This window comes from Pseudotamlana agarivorans (genome assembly GCF_001642835.1).
In the GTDB taxonomy this organism is placed as follows: Bacteria; Bacteroidota; Bacteroidia; order Flavobacteriales; family Flavobacteriaceae; genus Pseudotamlana; species Pseudotamlana agarivorans.
Window position 1 is genome coordinate 283398 of record NZ_LXEI01000001.1, and the last position, 17169, is coordinate 300566.

The window sequence follows — 17169 nt, forward strand, 5'->3', positions numbered from 1 at the left end:
TTTGAAAAAATGGCCGACATATCTTTTTATTCTTGTCATTTTCATAAGCACAGCTTGCTCTAAAGAAAATGAAGCTAGCTATGTCCCAACCCCTAGCCCTTTAAATATTCCACCTTTATTTGAATCGCTTATTTTATCACCTGTCATACCAGCAAACAATCCCCAAACTATAGAAGGAATTGCACTTGGTAAAAAGCTTTTTTTCGACCCTATTTTATCGATAGACAACAGTTTGGCCTGTGCCAATTGTCATGCGCCAGAATTAGCATTTTCAGATTCGGAAAGCATCAGCTCGGGTGTTAATGGGACTTTAGGAAGTAGAAATGCGATGCCTCTTTTTAATTTAGCTTGGAATTACGACGAACTTTTCTTCTGGGACGGCAAAACCTTTAGCTTAGAACATCAAGTATTTGTTCCAGTTACAGATCCCTTGGAGATGCAAAACACATGGCCCGTCGTTGAAAACAAATTACAGCAACATGCCGAATATCCGGAGCTCTTTGAAAAAGCCTTTGGGACTTCAAAAATTGATTCGGTTTTGGTTGGAAAAGCCATAGCCCAATTTGAACGCAGCCTAATTTCTGCGAATTCAAAATTTGACAAATATTTACTTGGTGAAGCCGATTTAACCCCCGAAGAACGCAACGGATTTGAGGTCTTTATGGACGAAAACCGCGGCGATTGTTTTCATTGCCACGGCAGTGACAAAAATCCGTTATGGACAGACAACATATTCCATAACAACGGTTTAGATGAAAACTTTAAAGATCTGGGGCTAGGCGCGATAACCGGCGACCCTGCCGATAACGGCAAATTTAAAACGCCATCACTGAGAAACTTAGCTTTTACAGCACCTTACATGCATGACGGACGCTTCCTAACTTTGGAAGACGTTATCAACCACTACAGCGAAGGTTTAAAAAATTCAGCGACCATAGATCCGCTCATGAAAAAAGTGGCAAATGGTGGTGTAAATTTATCAGATAAAGACAAAGCCGATTTAAAAAAATTTCTACTTTCCCTATCTGATTATGAATTTGTTAATAATTCTTCTATTAACAAATAATAACAAAAAACTATAAAACTATTAACTAATATAATGTTAGGTTATGTGGTAATGCATGACTTATATTGTATATTTGCACTCTATTTTAAAAATCGGTTTAAATAGAATAAATTAATATAATTTTAACCACTGATTTTTAAAGATAGTAGTTGCCATGTACAACAATAAATATAACATGATAAAATCGAACATAAATTATGATAAAAGTTTCTGAAACTGCTAAAAAGAAAGTGATTGAGCTTATGACCGATGATGGTTATGACGCCTCAACAGATTATGTGCGCGTTGGAGTGAAAAGCGGTGGTTGTTCTGGTTTGTCGTACGATTTAAAATTCGACAAAGAACAACAAGATGATGACAAAGTATTTGAAGACAATGGTGTAAAAATCATTGTTGACAAAAAAAGTTTTTTATATCTAATTGGCACCACTTTAGAATATTCAGGTGGATTGAATGGGACGGGATTTGTTTTTAACAATCCAAATGCCAACCGAACTTGTGGTTGTGGCGAATCATTTTCGCTATAACAGAGGTTGAGAATTAATTTAAAAAATTAAAGTTAAAAGTAAACGAAGTTTCGAAACTGTTAAGTGGGTTAATAAAATACCTAAACTCAACTTTATAACATGCTTACTTTCAACTTTACAACAATATTATTAAAAATATGAGCAAGTATACCGAGGATGATTTACGCGAGGAGCTAAAAACCAAAGAATACGAATACGGGTTTTATACCGATATTGAATCTGATACGTTTCCTAATGGGTTAAACGAAGATATTGTACGCGCTATTTCTAAGAAGAAAGAGGAGCCACAATGGATGACCGATTGGAGACTTGAAGCCTTTAGAGTTTGGGAACAAATGACAGAGCCAGAATGGGCAAACGTTCATTATACAAAACCAGATTTTCAAGGGATTTCATATTATTCTGCCCCAAACAGCAAGCCTAAGTACGATAGCATTGATGAAGTAGATCCAGAATTATTAGCGACTTTCGAAAAGCTAGGTATTTCTCTTGATGAGCAAAAGAAATTAGCAGGCGTAGCCATGGATGTGGTTGTTGATTCTGTTTCTGTTGCTACAACATTCAAGAAAACTTTAGGAGAAAAGGGTATTATTTTCATGAGTATTTCTGAGGCTATTAAAGAGCATCCAGAATTAGTAAAAAAATATTTAGGGACTGTAGTGCCTCAAAAAGATAATTTCTATGCCGCTTTAAACTCGGCCGTATTTAGTGATGGTTCTTTCTGTTACATTCCAAAAGGCGTAAAATGTCCAATGGAATTATCAACTTATTTCAGAATCAATCAAGCAGGTACCGGACAATTTGAGCGTACGCTAGTTATTGCTGATGAAGGGAGTTACGTAAGTTACTTAGAAGGTTGTACGGCACCAAGTAGAGATGAAAATCAATTACACGCTGCCGTTGTAGAGCTTATTGCTTTAGACGATGCCGAAATAAAATACTCAACCGTTCAAAACTGGTTCCCAGGAAATGCCGAAGGTAAAGGTGGTGTTTACAACTTCGTAACCAAACGTGGTTTATGTGAGAAAAACGCTAAAATTTCATGGACACAAGTAGAAACCGGTTCTGCTGTAACATGGAAATACCCATCTTGTATTTTAAAAGGTGATAACTCGGTAGGTGAATTTTATTCTATTGCCGTAACCAACAATTACCAACAAGCCGATACAGGAACAAAAATGATTCACTTGGGAAAAAATACCAAATCAACCATTATTTCTAAAGGAATTTCAGCAGGAAAATCACAAAACAGTTACCGTGGATTAGTACAAATTAATTCAAGAGCAGAAAACGCCCGTAACTTTTCACAATGTGATAGTTTACTTATGGGTAATGAATGTGGCGCACATACGTTCCCATATATAGAAGCTAAAAATAAAACGGCAAAAATAGAACACGAAGCTACAACAAGTAAAATTGGTGAAGATCAAATTTTCTACTGTAACCAACGTGGTATCGATACAGAAAAGGCGATTGCTTTAATTGTAAACGGATTTAGTAAAGAGGTTTTAAATAAACTTCCAATGGAATTCGCTGTTGAAGCACAAAAATTATTAGAAATTAGTTTAGAAGGTAGTGTAGGATAAAACAGGAATCTATAGCGATTTAAAATGAAAAAAATATTTTTTATCACATTAATTCTTACAGCATTTATAAGCTGTAAATCCGAATCTAAAACAGAGAACACCGTTTATAGCGACGACGAACTCACAACCATAAAAGGTGAATTTGTGTATTTTGACGGTGCTGGGGTTATCCAAACACACCGTAAAATATATGGTGTTTTAGACTCTGAAAAATTAAAGGAGCTTAATAGCAAAGCAGATAAAATCAAAACAAAACCAACAGATATGGTTTTGGTGGAGATTAAAGGAAAAGTTACAGATCAAAAAGACGACGTTATACTTTGGGACAATAAGGTTGAAATTGTAGAAATACTTAAAGTAACACCTAACTCGAAAGAAAATAACGAAGTTGTAAAAATAGGAAACGAATAGAAGTATGTTAAAAATTGAGAATTTACACGCACGTGTTGAGGATAAAAACATTTTAAAAGGTATTAACCTTGAAGTGAAACCAGGCGAAGTTCATGCCATTATGGGACCAAACGGTTCAGGAAAAAGTACGCTTTCTTCTGTAATTGCAGGTAAAGAAGAGTATGAAGTAACCGAAGGTAAAATCTATTTTGAAGGTGAAGACATTGAAGAATTAGCTGCTGAAGAACGCGCACATAAAGGTGTGTTTTTGTCGTTTCAATACCCAGTTGAAATCCCTGGTGTATCGGTAACAAACTTTATCAAAACAGCGATTAACGAATCTAGAAAAGCAAAAGGTTTAGAGGAAATGCCTGCTAAAGATATGCTTAAGCTTATTCGCGAAAAGTCTGAAATGTTAGAAATCGATCGTAAATTTTTATCACGTTCGTTAAACGAAGGTTTTTCTGGTGGTGAGAAAAAACGTAACGAGATTTTTCAAATGGCGATGCTTGAACCTAAATTGGCTATTCTTGATGAAACCGATTCTGGATTAGATATCGATGCCCTTCGTATCGTTGCCAACGGTGTAAACAAACTAAAAAGTAAAGACAATGCTGTAGTTGTTATTACACACTACCAACGTTTACTTGATTATATCGTTCCAGATTTCGTACACGTTTTACACAACGGGAAAATTGTAAAATCTGGTGGTAAAGAATTAGCTCACGAGCTAGAAGCCAAAGGTTACGATTGGATTAAAGAAGAAGCCTCTTTATAGTTTTTCTGTTTAAGGTTTAATGTTTCAAGTTCATGGCAACGATAACTAAATTTGAAGATTTAGAAACATGGAAAGAAGCTAGGCGTCTTTTTAATCAAATAAAAGACATTGCTAACGAAACAGATTTAAAAACAGATTATCGATTAAAAGACCAAATAAAAGCGTCGTCCGGATCCGTAATGGATAATATCGCTGAAGGCTTTGAAAGAGATGGAAACTTAGAATTTCGTCAATTTCTTTCAATAGCAAAAGGTTCAGCTGGAGAAGCAAGGTCACAATTATATAGAGTTTTTGATTCAGAATATATTTCAGAAGAAAAATTCAGAACATTAGTATCAGATTATGAACAATTAAGCAAGCGATTATCCGCTTTCATTTTATATCTGAACAAAAAAGATTTTAAAGGAAACAAGTTTAAGTAATTAGGGTTGAGTCAACAACTTGAAACTTTTTAAACCTTAAACTTGAAACGATTTATAACAATGGATTTAAAAGACAAATTAGTATCATCATTTTTAGCATTTGAAAACAAGGTCGATGTCGACACTCACGTTCATAATGTTAGATCTGAAGCTATAAAAATATTTGAAGAAAAAGGCTTTCCTACGAAAAAGGAAGAAGCTTGGAAATACACCTCTTTAAATAAATTATTAAAAGAAGATTATAGCGTTTTCCCAAAGCAAGAAAATGCATTAGATTATAAAGATGTTAAAAAATATTTCATCCACGAAATCGACACATATCATGTGGTTTTCATCGATGGAAAATATTCATCACATTTATCCAACACCACACATGATGGTATCGATGTGTGCTTAATGTCTTCTGCTTTAACAAATCCGAAATACCGCTTAATTATTGAAAACCATTTCAATAAAGCAGCGACTACCGATAGTTTACCATCGTTAAACACGGCGTTTTCACAAGAAGGTGTTTATATACACATTCCTAAAAATAAAATTGCCGATAAACCCATTCAGTTTATCAATTTTTCAACAGGAAACGAATCGGCAACCCTACTTCAGCCTCGTAATTTAATTGTTGCTGAAGAGAATGCGCATGTTCAAATTATCGAGCGTCACCAAAGTTTAACAGAAAACCCTGTTTTAACCAATAGTGTAACCGAAATTTTCACTAAAAAACGTGCTATTGTCGATTATTACAAAATTCAAAATGATGCCGAAAATGCCTCATTAATTGATAATACCTTCATTAAGCAACAACGTGAAAGTATTGCTTCGGTACATACATTCTCATTTGGTGGAAAATTAACTAGAAATAATCTTAATTTCTTCCAAGAAGGAGAACGCATCGATTCTATATTAAAAGGGGTAACTATTCTTGGCGACAAACAACATGTCGATCACAATACTTTGGTACACCATATCGAACCTAATTGTGAGAGTCATCAAGATTACAAAGGTATTTTTGGTGATAGCTCTACAGGAGTTTTCAACGGAAAAATTATTGTAGAAAAAGAAGCCCAAAAAACCAACGCTTTCCAAGCGAACAACAATATTTTAGTAAGCGATAAAGCAACGATCAATACTAAACCACAATTGGAGATTTTTGCCGACGACGTAAAATGTTCTCACGGTTGTACTATTGGTCAACTAGACGAAAGTGCCATGTTTTACATGCAATCGCGTGGTATTCCTAAAAAAGAAGCTAAGGCACTTTTAATGTATGCCTTTAGTAATAACGTGTTAAGTTCGGTTAAAATACCTGAAATTAAACAACGTATCAATAAAATTATAGCTAACAAATTGGGGGTTAGCATAGGTTTCGACCTTTAATTTCTCTTAAACAAATTATTTTTTGAGCTCCTTCCCGCTTTCGGTTAAAGTACCAAAAGCGGGATCCAAGGACTCTCTGAGAGGAGCTTCAACAACGCCTCAATCGGGGCCCAGACCAAACAAGCCATGATCAACGTAGAAGACATCAGAAAAGATTTTCCCATTCTTTCTCGCAAAGTAAATGGCAAACCTTTAGTATATTTTGATAATGCAGCAACATCACAAACCCCAAAACAGGTTATTGATGTTATTGTAGACTACTATTCAAATTACAATGCTAATATTCATCGTGGTGTTCATACTTTAAGTCAGGAGGCCACCGATTTATACGAGCAAGCACGTTATAAAATACAAGCGCATTTTAATGCTAAGTTTTCTCATGAAATCATTTTCACTTCGGGAACTACCCATGGTATCAATTTAGTCGCAAATGGATTTTCATCACTTCTAAAAAAAGGTGATGATATTATTGTATCGGCCTTAGAGCATCACTCTAATATTGTGCCTTGGCAAATGCTTTGTGAACGCACTGGAGCCACTTTAAAAGTTATTCCTATGAATGACGATGGCGAATTGGTAATGAGTGAGTTTGATAAACTCCTTTCTGCAAATACGAAACTCGTTTTTACAAATCACGTTTCAAACGCATTAGGCACCGTAAATCCTATTGAATACATTATTGAAAAAGCCCATGAAGTTGGAGCAGCCGTTCTTATTGACGGAGCTCAATCTGCGCCACATATCAAACCTGATGTTCAAAAATTAGACGTCGATTTTTATGTGGTTTCTGCTCATAAAATGTGTGGTCCTACAGGCGTTGGCGCTTTATATGGAAAAGAAGCTTGGCTGAAAAAATTACCGCCATATCAAGGTGGTGGTGAAATGATTGCCGAAGTTACTTTTGAAAAAACCACCTATGCCGAATTGCCTCATAAGTTTGAAGCTGGTACACCAAATATTGCCGGCGGTATTGTTTTTGGAGCAGCTATCGATTATATGAACAACATCGGTTTTGAAGCCATAGCAAATTATGAAAATGAGCTACTGGAATACGCTACGGAAAAGCTTTTAAACATTGAAGGTTTAAAAATTTACGGTACTTCAAAACACAAAACCTCGGTGATTTCATTCAACTTAGAAGGCATTCACCCTTACGATGTAGGTACTATTTTAGACAAACTTGGTATTGCCGTTAGAACGGGACACCACTGTGCACAGCCTATCATGGATTACTATAAAATTCCAGGAACCGTTAGAGCATCATTAGCTTTTTATAATACTAAAGCGGAAATAGATAGTCTTGTGGAAGGCGTTAAAAAAGCAAAAATGATGTTAGCTTAAGGAAATACCTTCAGTTTTCTTTATTTTATCAGATTGTCGGTTATATGTCATAACATTGCTTTTGAAGTCAAGCTGAACCTTCTGAAATAAAAGTTTCAATAATTTATTTTAACTTCGCTAACAAACCTCGTTAAGTTTTTGATTATGAAACTCGTAAACATTCTTTTTATAGTCTTATTGTCATTAAAAACTTGTGATACTTTAAGTACTACTAAAGCAAAAACTCAAGCTGGTGTTTCTAAAGAACAGCAAGCGGCTTCCGAAGGCTTAATTACTTTTGAATATCTGGCAACCACAAGAAATTCATATTATAAAATTAGAGTTATTGAAAACCTCATAGTCGTTAGTAAAAAGCGAGGAAAACCTGGAGCACCTGTCATGCTTCCACAACCAGAATGGGAACGGTTACTTGAACTTCTAGATGGTATTCAACTAAAAGAAATTCCAAAATTAAAAGCACCAAGTAAAAATTACGCCTTTGACGGTGCAGCACAAACCACACTAAAAGTCACCCTTAACGAACATACCTACCAAACTCAAGCCTTCGACCAAGGCAATCCGCCAGAAGCCATTAAGGCACTAGTAAAAGAAATTACAGATCTGGCTACTAATATGGAATAAGGAAAGAGAAACCAATTAAGCTTCCTTAAAGAAAATAAAAACACAAGAATCTGATATTTCAGTGGTATTTTAAAACCTTAATTTACCTAATAACTGTATATATTGTATTTTTGCTTAAAATTTGAGATTAATGAGTATAGAAGAGATACAAAATGAAATCATAGATGAATTCTCAATGTTTGAAGATTGGGAAGAACGCTACCAATATATGATTGATTTAGGGAAAGATTTACCCCTTATCGAAGACCAATACAAAACGGACAGCAACATCATTAAAGGTTGCCAAAGTAAAGTTTGGGTACATGCCGAAATGCAAGACGATAAATTGGTATTTACTGCCGATAGTGATGCCATCATCACCAAAGGTATTATTGCGATTCTGATTCGTACTTTTTCTAATCAGCATCCTAAAGATATCATTCATTCAGAAACTGATTTTATTGATAAAATCGGCCTTAAAGAACATTTATCGCCAACCCGAGCAAATGGTCTAATCAGTATGATAAAGCAATTAAAAATGTATGCAATTGCTTATCAGACTCAGTTGAAATAATTTCTGTAAAAAAACAGGAAGCATAACAAACAGATTTCCGCCTGCGCGGAAATGAAAATAAAATTATAAGATTATGAGTGAAAATATAGATACCGCCGAACTCGGCGAAAAAATTGTAAACGTTTTAAAAACTATTTACGATCCTGAAATTCCAGTAGACATTTACGAATTAGGATTAATCTACGATGTTTTTGTTAACGAAGACAATGATGTTAAGATCTTAATGACTTTAACAACACCTAATTGTCCTGTTGCTGAAACCCTTCCTTTAGAGGTAGAAGAGAAAGTAAAATCTCTTGACGAAGTTAAGGATGCCGAAGTTGAAATTACTTTCGATCCACCTTGGACTCAAGAACTGATGAGCGAAGAGGCGAAATTGGAATTGGGTATGCTTTAGAATTAATTAATAATTAAAAGTTAACAATTAATTGCTCCTGTTTCTTCCACAAAATATCACTTAACGGTATATTAAAAAAACAAACATTTATATGGCTGATGAAATCATCAATCGCGTAGCGAATAGCAAATTAATCACGATAAACCTAGAGGATTATTACCCTAAAGGCAACCGTGTGTTATTTGACATTAAAGATTGGCTTTACGAAGGTTTTGTGCTTCGTGAAAAAGACTTTAGAGAGCAGGTTGCCAACTTCGATTGGAATCAATTTCAAGACCAGTATGTTGCCTTAACCTGTAGTTCTGATGCCATCATTCCAGGATGGGCCTATATGTTGCTTAGTATTCAATTGCAACCTTTTGCAAAAAAAATTGTAGTTGGTAGTTTGGACAACCTTGAAACGTCCATATACCAAGACGTGATTAAGCAATTGGATGTTTCTGAATTTAAAGGAAAACCTATTATTATAAAAGGTTGCTCGAACAAACCAGTCCCTCAAAATGCCTACATCATGCTTGCTAATAAATTGCAGCCGGTTGCTAAATCCATTATGTATGGCGAAGCCTGTTCGTCCGTACCCTTATACAAAAACAAATAACCCTTAATATTAAACAAACTTTTTAAATCAATCCATTTTATTAAAAACTTAAAAACTATGAAAAAAACGCTACTAATTTGTGCCTTATTTATGGGTTTTATTTCCTTAAACGCACAAACTAAAGAAGAATTAGAAGCCTTAAAATCTCAAAAAGAAGATTCTATTAGCGCACTACAATCTGAAGTTGATGCCCTTAAAAAACAAATAGAAAAATTCCCAGGTTGGCATTATGGTGCTTTTGGTACTATTGGTGCTAATTTATCAGAATTCAACAATTGGTATGCTCAGGGTACACCTAACAATTCAGCAGGTAACGTTACCATTACAGTTAACCCTTTTGCGAAGTTAAACCGCGAAAAATATTTTTGGTATAATACAGCAAACATCAATTTAAGCTGGGTGAAATTTGATGATAAAGATGATCCAACAGATGATGATAGCTACCGACAAGCTACTGATGTTTTTACTTTAACATCGCTTTATGGTTATAAAATTAGTAAAACATTGGCCGCTTCTACCTTAGGTGAGTACAGAACAACTTTACTAAACAATTTTAACGATCCTGGTTACTTAGATTTAGGTATTGGTGTAACCTGGACACCAATTAGCGATTTAGTAGTGGTTATACACCCTTTAAACTACAATATTGTATTTAGCGACGAATCTACCGTATTCGATTCCTCTTTAGGTGCTAAAATAGTTGCTAACTACTCGAAATCTATTGGGAAATTAAAATTAAAGTCTAATTTATCGATGTTCCAATCGTATAAAAGTTCTGATTTATCAAACTGGACATGGACAAACACTTTTGCTTACGAAGTATGGAAAGGTATTGGTTTAGGATTTGAATTTGGTTTAAGAGACAACAAACAAGAAGCTTTAAATTTTGCACTTGACAACTACGATCCGACGGCTATCCCAGCACAAACGGAGCCTACGTTTGACAACGTTGATAACGACTTACAAACCTATTGGACCTTTGGTTTAAGCTATGCTTTTTAACACCATTACCCTATAACACTTAACTAAAGCGCCTTAATCGGCGCTTTTACTTTTTCCTTAATTTTAAACAACAACACGTATGAAAAAATCATTACATATTTTTTGTTTTTTAGTTTTGAGTACTCTTGCCATTCATGCTCAAAAAACCCCGACAGTTAAAGACACTATTATTACCCCCGAAGGCTGGACTACCGTTGGTAAAATAAATTTACTTGTCAACCAATCGGCATTTTCAAACTGGCAACCTGGTGGCGATAACAACTTGGCTGCGAACCTATCTGTAAACTATGATTTCAATTATGATAAAGGCCCTTGGTCATGGGATAATAAAATCTTAGCGAGTTACGGACTTAACATTAACGAAGATGATGGCAGACGTAAAACAGATGACCGTTTAGAGCTTAACTCGGTTGTAGGAAGGGCTATGAAAAAAAAATACTGGAACTTTTCCTTCTATATGAACTTTAAAACCCAGTTTACCGATGGCTACGATTATAACGACGATTTTATGGGTGACAATGAGTTGTACCCAACATCTGGATTTTTCAAACCAGCTTATTGGAGTTTTGGTCCTGGTTTTCTATGGAAAAAAAGCAACAACTTAAATGTGAATATTGCACCACTTTCATCTAGGTTCACTTTCATTACCGATGAAATATTTACCATTAACGACGATGACGAAAACAACGTTTTTTATGAGTCTAGTAATGATGTAGAAACTTTTGGTGTGCCGCCTGGAAAGAATCTATTATATGAGTTTGGTCTTAACATTAGAGCCTATTACAAGCTTGACATTATGAAAAATATATCAATGGAAAACACTTTAAGCTTGTACTCCGATTACCTTCATAAACCCTTGAATACCGATATCGATTATACTTTGAATGTGGTAATGAAAATAAACGACGTATTTTCAACCAATTTCACTTTCCAAACTGTTTATGATGACGATGCCTTTAAAGGATTTCAAATTCGTGAAGTTTTCGGACTTGGTATCAACGTTAATTTTTAACGTATAAACCACTTCTGTTCATAACAAAAAAGGTCTTAAAAGTTAAAACAAGCGTCATTCTGTGCTCGACACAGAATCTCATGATATTGAACTTCAATGATTATGAGAATCTGAAATAAATTCAGATTGACGTAAAATTAACTTTTAAGACCTTTTAAATTTCAACTTACCCATTAGAGCTAATCGCCCTTAAACTTTTTCTTTTTATTCTTACTCTTAAACAAACGCTTAAAAAATCCATCACGCTTTTCTGGTTCGCAATTTAAATCTGAAATAACTTGTTGAGATGACGCTTCAAAATGAGCTTTGGTAATTTCCGCGAAAGCGTTATCGGCATTTAAAGCTTTATAAAATTCACCAAAAATGGGCAATGCAGAATTGGCTCCCTGCCCCATTCCTGTGGTTTTAAATCCGATGCTATGATTATCATTCCCCACCCAAGTCACGGTAACTAACTTTGGTGTAATGCCTACAAACCAACCATCTTTATTGTTTTGCGTGGTTCCTGTTTTACCTGCAATATCATTTTTTAAACCGTAACTACTTCTTAATCGTTTAGCAGTACCATGATTTACCGTGGCCTTCATCATGTGAAGCATCACTTGCCTAGTATAATCACTAAAGGCTTCTTCTTCTGCTATTTCAGGCTCAAAAGAAGCGATAACATTGCCATGACGATCTTCAATTTTCGTGATATAATACGGTTTGGCAACATGACTATTATTTACAAAACTGGTATAAGCACCCGTAAGTTCTTTTAAATTGATTTGGGCCACACCAAGAGCCAAGGAAGGTTCGTTAGGCAATTCCTTAGTGATGCCCATACGCTTGGCTTGCTCGATAACCTTAGAAATACCAACCTTATTCAACACCTTAACAGCAATGGTGTTTACCGAATGACTTAAGGCTTTCTCTAAAGAATAATTCTCATAAGCATCCTCTTCGCTGCTACCAGAATTACTTGGCGTCCAGTTTTTGTAATTCGTATAAGTCACTTCTGCCAATGAGAAATATTCACAAGGATCCATACCATTTTGAATGGCGGCCGTATACACAAAAGGCTTAAAGGTTGACCCCACTTGGCGCTCACTTTGCGACACATGATCGTATTTAAAAAAGCGGTAATCGACACCTCCTATATAAGTTCGTACAGCTCCGGTTTTAGGGTCGACGGCCAACATGCCTGTGTTTAAAAATTTTAAAAACTGACTAATACTATCTCTTACACTCAAATTTTGAATGGTGTCACCTTCCCAAGAAAACAATTCAACATCGCGTTTTACAGCCAACGAATCCTGAATTTGAGCATCCGATAAACCTTGCTCCTTGTACAGCTTATATTTGGGTAATCTTTTAACCTCTGCATCAATTAATTTGGAGTTCGTCCAAGGTCCTGCTTTTCCATAAGATGCCTCAAAATCCTTTTGAAGTTTAGCCATATGCGTTTTCATGGCTTCTTCCGCAAGCTGCTGCATTTTTAAATCTAAGGTGGTATATACTTTTAATCCATCTTTATATAAATCGTAAGCATCGCCATTTGAATTTTTAAGGGTATCCAAAATGGCTGATAATTCTTTTTTAACCTGCTCTCTAAAATAAGGTGCCACGCCTTGGTCATGATTAAACGACCGGTAATTTAACTCCACAGGCGTTTCTGTAATAACTTCTAAGGAATCGGCCGACAAGTAGCCATACTTTTCCATTTGAGAAAGTACCACATCACGACGTTCTTGGCTGCGATCTAAATGTAATCTAGGATTATAATAGGTATTTGCTTTTAAGCTTCCTATTAAGGTTGCCGCCTCAGAAATGCTTAACTCCTTTGTTGATTTATTAAAGAATTTTTGAGAAGCACTTTCAATACCATAGGTGTTATCTGAAAAAGGAACCGTATTGAAGTAAAGGGTTAGGATTTCATTTTTAGTGTAAATTTCTTCCAAACGCTTGGCAATGATACTTTCTTTGAATTTATTGACCACAATCCCAAAAAACCAGTAGTCGTCTCTCCCAAAAAGGTTTTTAGCCAACTGAAGTGTGATGGTACTTCCGCCTCCAGACGATTTGTCTTGAAGCAAAATACTTTTCACGAAAACACGTAGTAAACTTACATTATCGATGCCGTCGTGATTAAAAAAACGCACATCTTCTGTAGCCACTAAAGCATCTATTAAATGCTTGGGGAAATCTTCAAACTCTAAAGGCTGTCTGTCATAGATATAATATTTACCAATGAGTTCACCATCCTTATCTAGCACTTCGGTAGATTCTTCCTGAATGATAAAACTTAAATCTTGCGTGGTTGGCACCTTTCCGAAAAGTCCGAGATAAATACTAAAGTACAAACCCACAAAAAATAAAAAAACAGCTACCACTAAAAGTAGCAACCGTTTTATCCATTTATTCTGTAATATCTTTTTAATACTATGTTTCATAAATATCCAAGATACAAAAGGTTATTAATCTTCTTCCTCATAATCGGGGTAAAGAAAGTGGTTATAAGGAAAACGAGTCACATGAATGTCTCGTACTTCATCATACACCCGTTTTTTAAATTCTTCTAAGTTTTTCTTGTTAAGCGCAGAAATAAATAAGGCATTATTGCCTACTTTACTCATCCAAGTACTTTTCCATTCTTCTAAAGAATAGTGTTTTTCGGTACGTTCGGTTGCTAAATCATCCTCTTCGATAGGTTCTTGTTGATAAGCATCAATTTTATTAAAAACCATGATGGTAGGTTTATCGCTGCTATCAATTTCACCTAAAATCTTTTCAACCGAGGCGATGTGCTCTTCAAAATTAGGGTGTGAAATGTCAACTACATGTAATAATAAATCGGCTTCTCTAACCTCATCAAGGGTACTTTTAAAACTATCTACCAACTGGGTAGGCAATTTTCTAATAAACCCTACCGTATCACTAAGTAAAAAAGGCAGGTTTTGAATCACCACTTTTCTAACGGTCGTATCCAAAGTAGCGAAGAGTTTATTTTCGGCAAACACATCACTTTTACTAATCACATTCATGAGGGTTGACTTCCCAACGTTGGTATACCCTACAAGCGCCACACGAACCATTTTACCACGGTTACCGCGTTGTACAGCCATTTGCTTATCAATGGTTTTGATACGCGATTTTAACAAGGCTATTTTATCACGAACAATACGTCTATCGGTTTCAATTTCGGTTTCACCAGGTCCGCGCATACCAATACCCCCTTTTTGACGTTCAAGGTGAGTCCACATACCACGTAAACGGGGTAGTAAATATTCACATTGCGCCAATTCTACCTGCGTTCTCGCATAACTAGTTTGGGCACGTTGAGCGAAAATATCTAAAATTAAATTGGTTCTATCTAAAACCTTAACATTTAGAATTTTACTAATATTTCGTTCTTGTGCTGCCGATAACTCGTCATCAAAAATAGCTGTGCTAATATCGTTCGCTTCAATGAACTCGCGCACATCTTCCATCTTCCCAGTTCCAATAAAAGTTTTAGAGTTTGGCATCTCCATTTTCTGGGTAAAACGCTTCACCGCATAGCCACCAGCGGTAAACGTTAAAAACTCCAATTCATCTAAATATTCTTTAGATTTTTCTTCATCTTGATCTTTAGTAATGATACCGATTAATACGGCTCTTTCTAAAGCGACATCCTTCTTTTCTATCATATAAATAAATATATTATACAAAGTTACACAATTGCTACCATTATAATTAAAAAAGAATTTTAGACTTACAGATATTATTAAACCTCAATTTTAAACTATAAGTCTTATTTTTGAAATTATGACAAATACCTTCGACGATATTCCAGTGCGCCACGATTTACAAGCGGTTGCTTTTTATAATCTTGAAAATTTATTCGATTTAATACATGATACTCACATTCATGATGAAGATTTTCTACCAACTTCAGCAAAACGATGGACGCATAAACGGTATGAAAATAAACTGAGGAAATTAGGTTATGCCATTTCGAATATAGGCCGAAGAGAAACAGGGAAAAACCCTGCTATTGTTGGGGTGGCTGAAATTGAAAACAAAAAGGTTTTAAACGATTTATTACAGTCGAAACACTTAGAGCATTTAAACTACAATTATGTGCACTACAACTCCTTGGACGAACGTGGCATTGATGTGGCCTTGTTATACGACCAGGATGTTTTTAGTGTTACCCACTCCGAACCGTTTAGAATAGAACTTTTCCACGGCAGTGGTTTACCCGATTACACCCGCGATATCCTACTAGTTTCTGGACTTTTAGACGATGAAGAAATACACGTTATTGTAAACCATTGGCCATCGCGTCGTGAAGGGGAAGTATTATCTGAACCGAAACGATTAGCCACTTCTGCAAAAGTTAGCGAGATCATTTCAGGATTAAAAGCTGTTAACGAGGATGCTAAAATCATTGTTATGGGCGATTTTAATGAAGACTCCAACAACCCTGGTATTCAAGAATTAGTTAAAACCTCGAGTTTATTTAATCTTATGGAAACCTTGCGTTCCTACAACCGCGGCTCGACCTACTATAACAGAAAATGGGATTTGTTCGATCAAATATTAATCTCTACAAACTTTTTTAAAGTTTCTGAAAACAACTTTGAGTTTAGCAAAGCCAATATTTTTGATGAAGACTTCCTAAAAACCTTTAGCGGCCCCTATAAAGGCACACCTTACAGAACGTACATCGGCAAACGCTATAATGGCGGTTATAGCGATCACTTTCCAGTGTATGCTATTTTTAAGAAGTAACTGACTTATATGTAGTTTCAACTTTTTGTTTTGCTATAGAAAGTTCAACGAGAAACGAAAACCATGAATGAAGACGTTAAAAAATATCTAGATCGCCAAAAAACCTGGCAAAAGGCGCTAATAAAACTTAGAGACCTCATATTAGATTGTGAGCTTGATGAAACTTTCAAATGGAAGCACCCGTGCTATACGTATAACAAGAATAATGTGGTGCTTATTCATGAGTTTAAAGACTATTGTGGCCTCTCATTTTTTAAAGGCGTGCTTTTAGAAGATCCTGAAAAACTTCTCATTCAGCAAACCGAAAACATGCAAACGGCTAGACAAATGCGGTTTACGAGTTTAGAAGACATAACAGCACTTGAACCGGTTATAAAACAATATGTAAAGGAAGCCATTGCCAAATCGGGACAAAAAATTGAAATGAAAAAAACTTCCGATTATACGGTACCTGCCGAATTGGAAGCCATTTTTAAAGACCATGCCGATTTTAAAAAGGCATTTTATAAATTAACTCCAGGGCGTCAACGGGGTTATCTTTTACATTTCGACAAACCAAAACAGTCTAAAACCAAAACAACGCGTATTGAAAAAAACATGGCTCGTATCCTCGATGGCTACGGACTAACCGATTGCACTTGTGGGTTATCCAAACGCAAACCTACCTGTGATGGGTCGCATAAACAGTTGAAAAACTCTAAATAGTCATTACAAAAAAAATCAGCAACCTTCTTTGAAAAAACTCGG

General features: G+C 35.5%; 18 protein-coding genes. 16 read left to right on the plus strand and 2 right to left on the minus strand.

Going from position 1 to position 17169, the window contains the following annotated elements; all coding sequences use genetic code 11:
* Position 1: 1 nt before the first annotated feature.
* The 14 genes from A6I66_RS01210 (at position 2) to A6I66_RS01275 (ending at position 11667) form a co-directional block, all read left to right on the plus strand.
* A complete protein-coding gene (locus A6I66_RS01210) occupies positions 2 to 1066 on the plus strand; it encodes a cytochrome-c peroxidase (protein WP_084399374.1) in 1065 nt (354 codons plus the stop codon).
* Positions 1067 to 1263: 197 nt separating this feature from the next.
* Positions 1264 to 1593 carry a HesB/IscA family protein gene (locus tag A6I66_RS01215; protein WP_067144901.1) on the plus strand — a complete coding sequence of 110 codons (330 nt, stop codon included), beginning with the start codon at positions 1264 to 1266 and terminating at the stop codon, positions 1591 to 1593.
* Positions 1594 to 1730: 137 nt separating this feature from the next.
* Positions 1731 to 3179 carry a Fe-S cluster assembly protein SufB gene (gene sufB / locus A6I66_RS01220; RefSeq protein WP_067144902.1) on the plus strand — a complete coding sequence of 483 codons (1449 nt, stop codon included), beginning with the start codon at positions 1731 to 1733 and terminating at the stop codon, positions 3177 to 3179.
* Between the two features lie 24 nt (positions 3180 to 3203).
* Positions 3204 to 3590 (plus strand): hypothetical protein, encoded by a 387-nt coding sequence (locus A6I66_RS01225; protein ID WP_067144903.1) that lies wholly within the window; start codon positions 3204 to 3206, stop codon positions 3588 to 3590.
* 4 nt (positions 3591 to 3594) lie between these two features.
* The gene (sufC, locus tag A6I66_RS01230; protein ID WP_067144904.1) at positions 3595 to 4347 is read left to right on the plus strand and encodes a Fe-S cluster assembly ATPase SufC; all 753 of its coding nucleotides are present in this window, start codon (positions 3595 to 3597) and stop codon (positions 4345 to 4347) included.
* 32 nt (positions 4348 to 4379) lie between these two features.
* Entirely contained in the window at positions 4380 to 4769 is a 390-nt protein-coding gene (locus A6I66_RS01235; RefSeq protein ID WP_067144905.1) for a four helix bundle protein, read from the plus strand.
* Positions 4770 to 4829: 60 nt separating this feature from the next.
* Positions 4830 to 6143, plus strand: coding sequence for a Fe-S cluster assembly protein SufD (gene sufD, locus A6I66_RS01240; protein WP_067144906.1), 1314 nt, complete (start codon positions 4830 to 4832; stop codon positions 6141 to 6143).
* 126 nt (positions 6144 to 6269) lie between these two features.
* Positions 6270 to 7484, plus strand: coding sequence for an aminotransferase class V-fold PLP-dependent enzyme (locus tag A6I66_RS01245; protein ID WP_067144907.1), 1215 nt, complete (start codon positions 6270 to 6272; stop codon positions 7482 to 7484).
* A gap of 144 nt (positions 7485 to 7628) precedes the next feature.
* Positions 7629 to 8105, plus strand: coding sequence for a hypothetical protein (locus A6I66_RS01250; RefSeq protein WP_067144908.1), 477 nt, complete (start codon positions 7629 to 7631; stop codon positions 8103 to 8105).
* A 130-nt stretch (positions 8106 to 8235) separates the two neighbouring features.
* On the plus strand, positions 8236 to 8658 hold the full coding sequence (locus tag A6I66_RS01255; RefSeq protein ID WP_067144909.1) for a SufE family protein: 423 nt from the start codon (positions 8236 to 8238) through the stop codon (positions 8656 to 8658).
* 73 nt (positions 8659 to 8731) lie between these two features.
* Positions 8732 to 9055, plus strand: a complete 324-nt coding sequence (locus A6I66_RS01260) for an SUF system Fe-S cluster assembly protein (RefSeq protein WP_067144910.1) — start codon at positions 8732 to 8734, stop codon at positions 9053 to 9055.
* A 91-nt stretch (positions 9056 to 9146) separates the two neighbouring features.
* Positions 9147 to 9653, plus strand: coding sequence for a DUF2480 family protein (locus tag A6I66_RS01265; RefSeq protein WP_067144911.1), 507 nt, complete (start codon positions 9147 to 9149; stop codon positions 9651 to 9653).
* 57 nt (positions 9654 to 9710) lie between these two features.
* Positions 9711 to 10655 carry a DUF3078 domain-containing protein gene (locus A6I66_RS01270; protein ID WP_067144912.1) on the plus strand — a complete coding sequence of 315 codons (945 nt, stop codon included), beginning with the start codon at positions 9711 to 9713 and terminating at the stop codon, positions 10653 to 10655.
* A 79-nt stretch (positions 10656 to 10734) separates the two neighbouring features.
* Positions 10735 to 11667: a DUF3078 domain-containing protein gene (locus tag A6I66_RS01275; RefSeq protein WP_067144913.1), complete on the plus strand. Its 933-nt coding sequence runs from the start codon at positions 10735 to 10737 to the stop codon at positions 11665 to 11667.
* A 179-nt stretch (positions 11668 to 11846) separates the two neighbouring features.
* On the opposite strand, the gene A6I66_RS01280 is transcribed toward A6I66_RS01275, so the two are convergent.
* Together A6I66_RS01280 and hflX are read right to left on the minus strand one after the other, a co-directional pair.
* The gene (locus tag A6I66_RS01280) at positions 11847 to 14099 is read right to left on the minus strand and encodes a transglycosylase domain-containing protein (protein ID WP_067144914.1); all 2253 of its coding nucleotides are present in this window, start codon (positions 14097 to 14099) and stop codon (positions 11847 to 11849) included.
* Positions 14100 to 14123: 24 nt separating this feature from the next.
* Positions 14124 to 15335, minus strand: a complete 1212-nt coding sequence (gene hflX / locus A6I66_RS01285; protein WP_067144915.1) for a GTPase HflX — start codon at positions 15333 to 15335, stop codon at positions 14124 to 14126.
* Positions 15336 to 15453: 118 nt separating this feature from the next.
* On the opposite strand from hflX, the gene A6I66_RS01290 reads away from it, so the two are divergent.
* Complete coding sequence (locus tag A6I66_RS01290; protein ID WP_067144916.1) at positions 15454 to 16422, plus strand: endonuclease/exonuclease/phosphatase family protein; 969 nt, start codon at positions 15454 to 15456, stop codon at positions 16420 to 16422.
* A gap of 63 nt (positions 16423 to 16485) precedes the next feature.
* Entirely contained in the window at positions 16486 to 17127 is a 642-nt protein-coding gene (locus A6I66_RS01295; RefSeq protein ID WP_067144917.1) for a DUF1801 domain-containing protein, read from the plus strand.
* Positions 17128 to 17169: the final 42 nt, after the last annotated feature.

Bases quoted from the DNA above. Each gene is read 5' to 3' on its own strand.
- A6I66_RS01215 (WP_067144901.1), top strand. From the start codon at position 1,264: ATGATAAAAGTTTCTGAAACTGCTAAAAAGAAAGTGATTGAGCTTATG.
- sufB (WP_067144902.1), top strand. From the start codon at position 1,731: ATGAGCAAGTATACCGAGGATGATTTACGCGAGGAGCTAAAAACCAAA.
- A6I66_RS01225 (WP_067144903.1), top strand. From the start codon at position 3,204: ATGAAAAAAATATTTTTTATCACATTAATTCTTACAGCATTTATAAGC.
- sufC (WP_067144904.1), top strand. From the start codon at position 3,595: ATGTTAAAAATTGAGAATTTACACGCACGTGTTGAGGATAAAAACATT.
- A6I66_RS01235 (WP_067144905.1), top strand. From the start codon at position 4,380: ATGGCAACGATAACTAAATTTGAAGATTTAGAAACATGGAAAGAAGCT.
- sufD (WP_067144906.1), top strand. From the start codon at position 4,830: ATGGATTTAAAAGACAAATTAGTATCATCATTTTTAGCATTTGAAAAC.
- A6I66_RS01245 (WP_067144907.1), top strand. From the start codon at position 6,270: ATGATCAACGTAGAAGACATCAGAAAAGATTTTCCCATTCTTTCTCGC.
- A6I66_RS01250 (WP_067144908.1), top strand. From the start codon at position 7,629: ATGAAACTCGTAAACATTCTTTTTATAGTCTTATTGTCATTAAAAACT.
- A6I66_RS01255 (WP_067144909.1), top strand. From the start codon at position 8,236: ATGAGTATAGAAGAGATACAAAATGAAATCATAGATGAATTCTCAATG.
- A6I66_RS01260 (WP_067144910.1), top strand. From the start codon at position 8,732: ATGAGTGAAAATATAGATACCGCCGAACTCGGCGAAAAAATTGTAAAC.
- A6I66_RS01265 (WP_067144911.1), top strand. From the start codon at position 9,147: ATGGCTGATGAAATCATCAATCGCGTAGCGAATAGCAAATTAATCACG.
- A6I66_RS01270 (WP_067144912.1), top strand. From the start codon at position 9,711: ATGAAAAAAACGCTACTAATTTGTGCCTTATTTATGGGTTTTATTTCC.
- A6I66_RS01275 (WP_067144913.1), top strand. From the start codon at position 10,735: ATGAAAAAATCATTACATATTTTTTGTTTTTTAGTTTTGAGTACTCTT.
- A6I66_RS01280 (WP_067144914.1), bottom strand. From the start codon at position 14,099: ATGAAACATAGTATTAAAAAGATATTACAGAATAAATGGATAAAACGG.
- hflX (WP_067144915.1), bottom strand. From the start codon at position 15,335: ATGATAGAAAAGAAGGATGTCGCTTTAGAAAGAGCCGTATTAATCGGT.
- A6I66_RS01290 (WP_067144916.1), top strand. From the start codon at position 15,454: ATGACAAATACCTTCGACGATATTCCAGTGCGCCACGATTTACAAGCG.
- A6I66_RS01295 (WP_067144917.1), top strand. From the start codon at position 16,486: ATGAATGAAGACGTTAAAAAATATCTAGATCGCCAAAAAACCTGGCAA.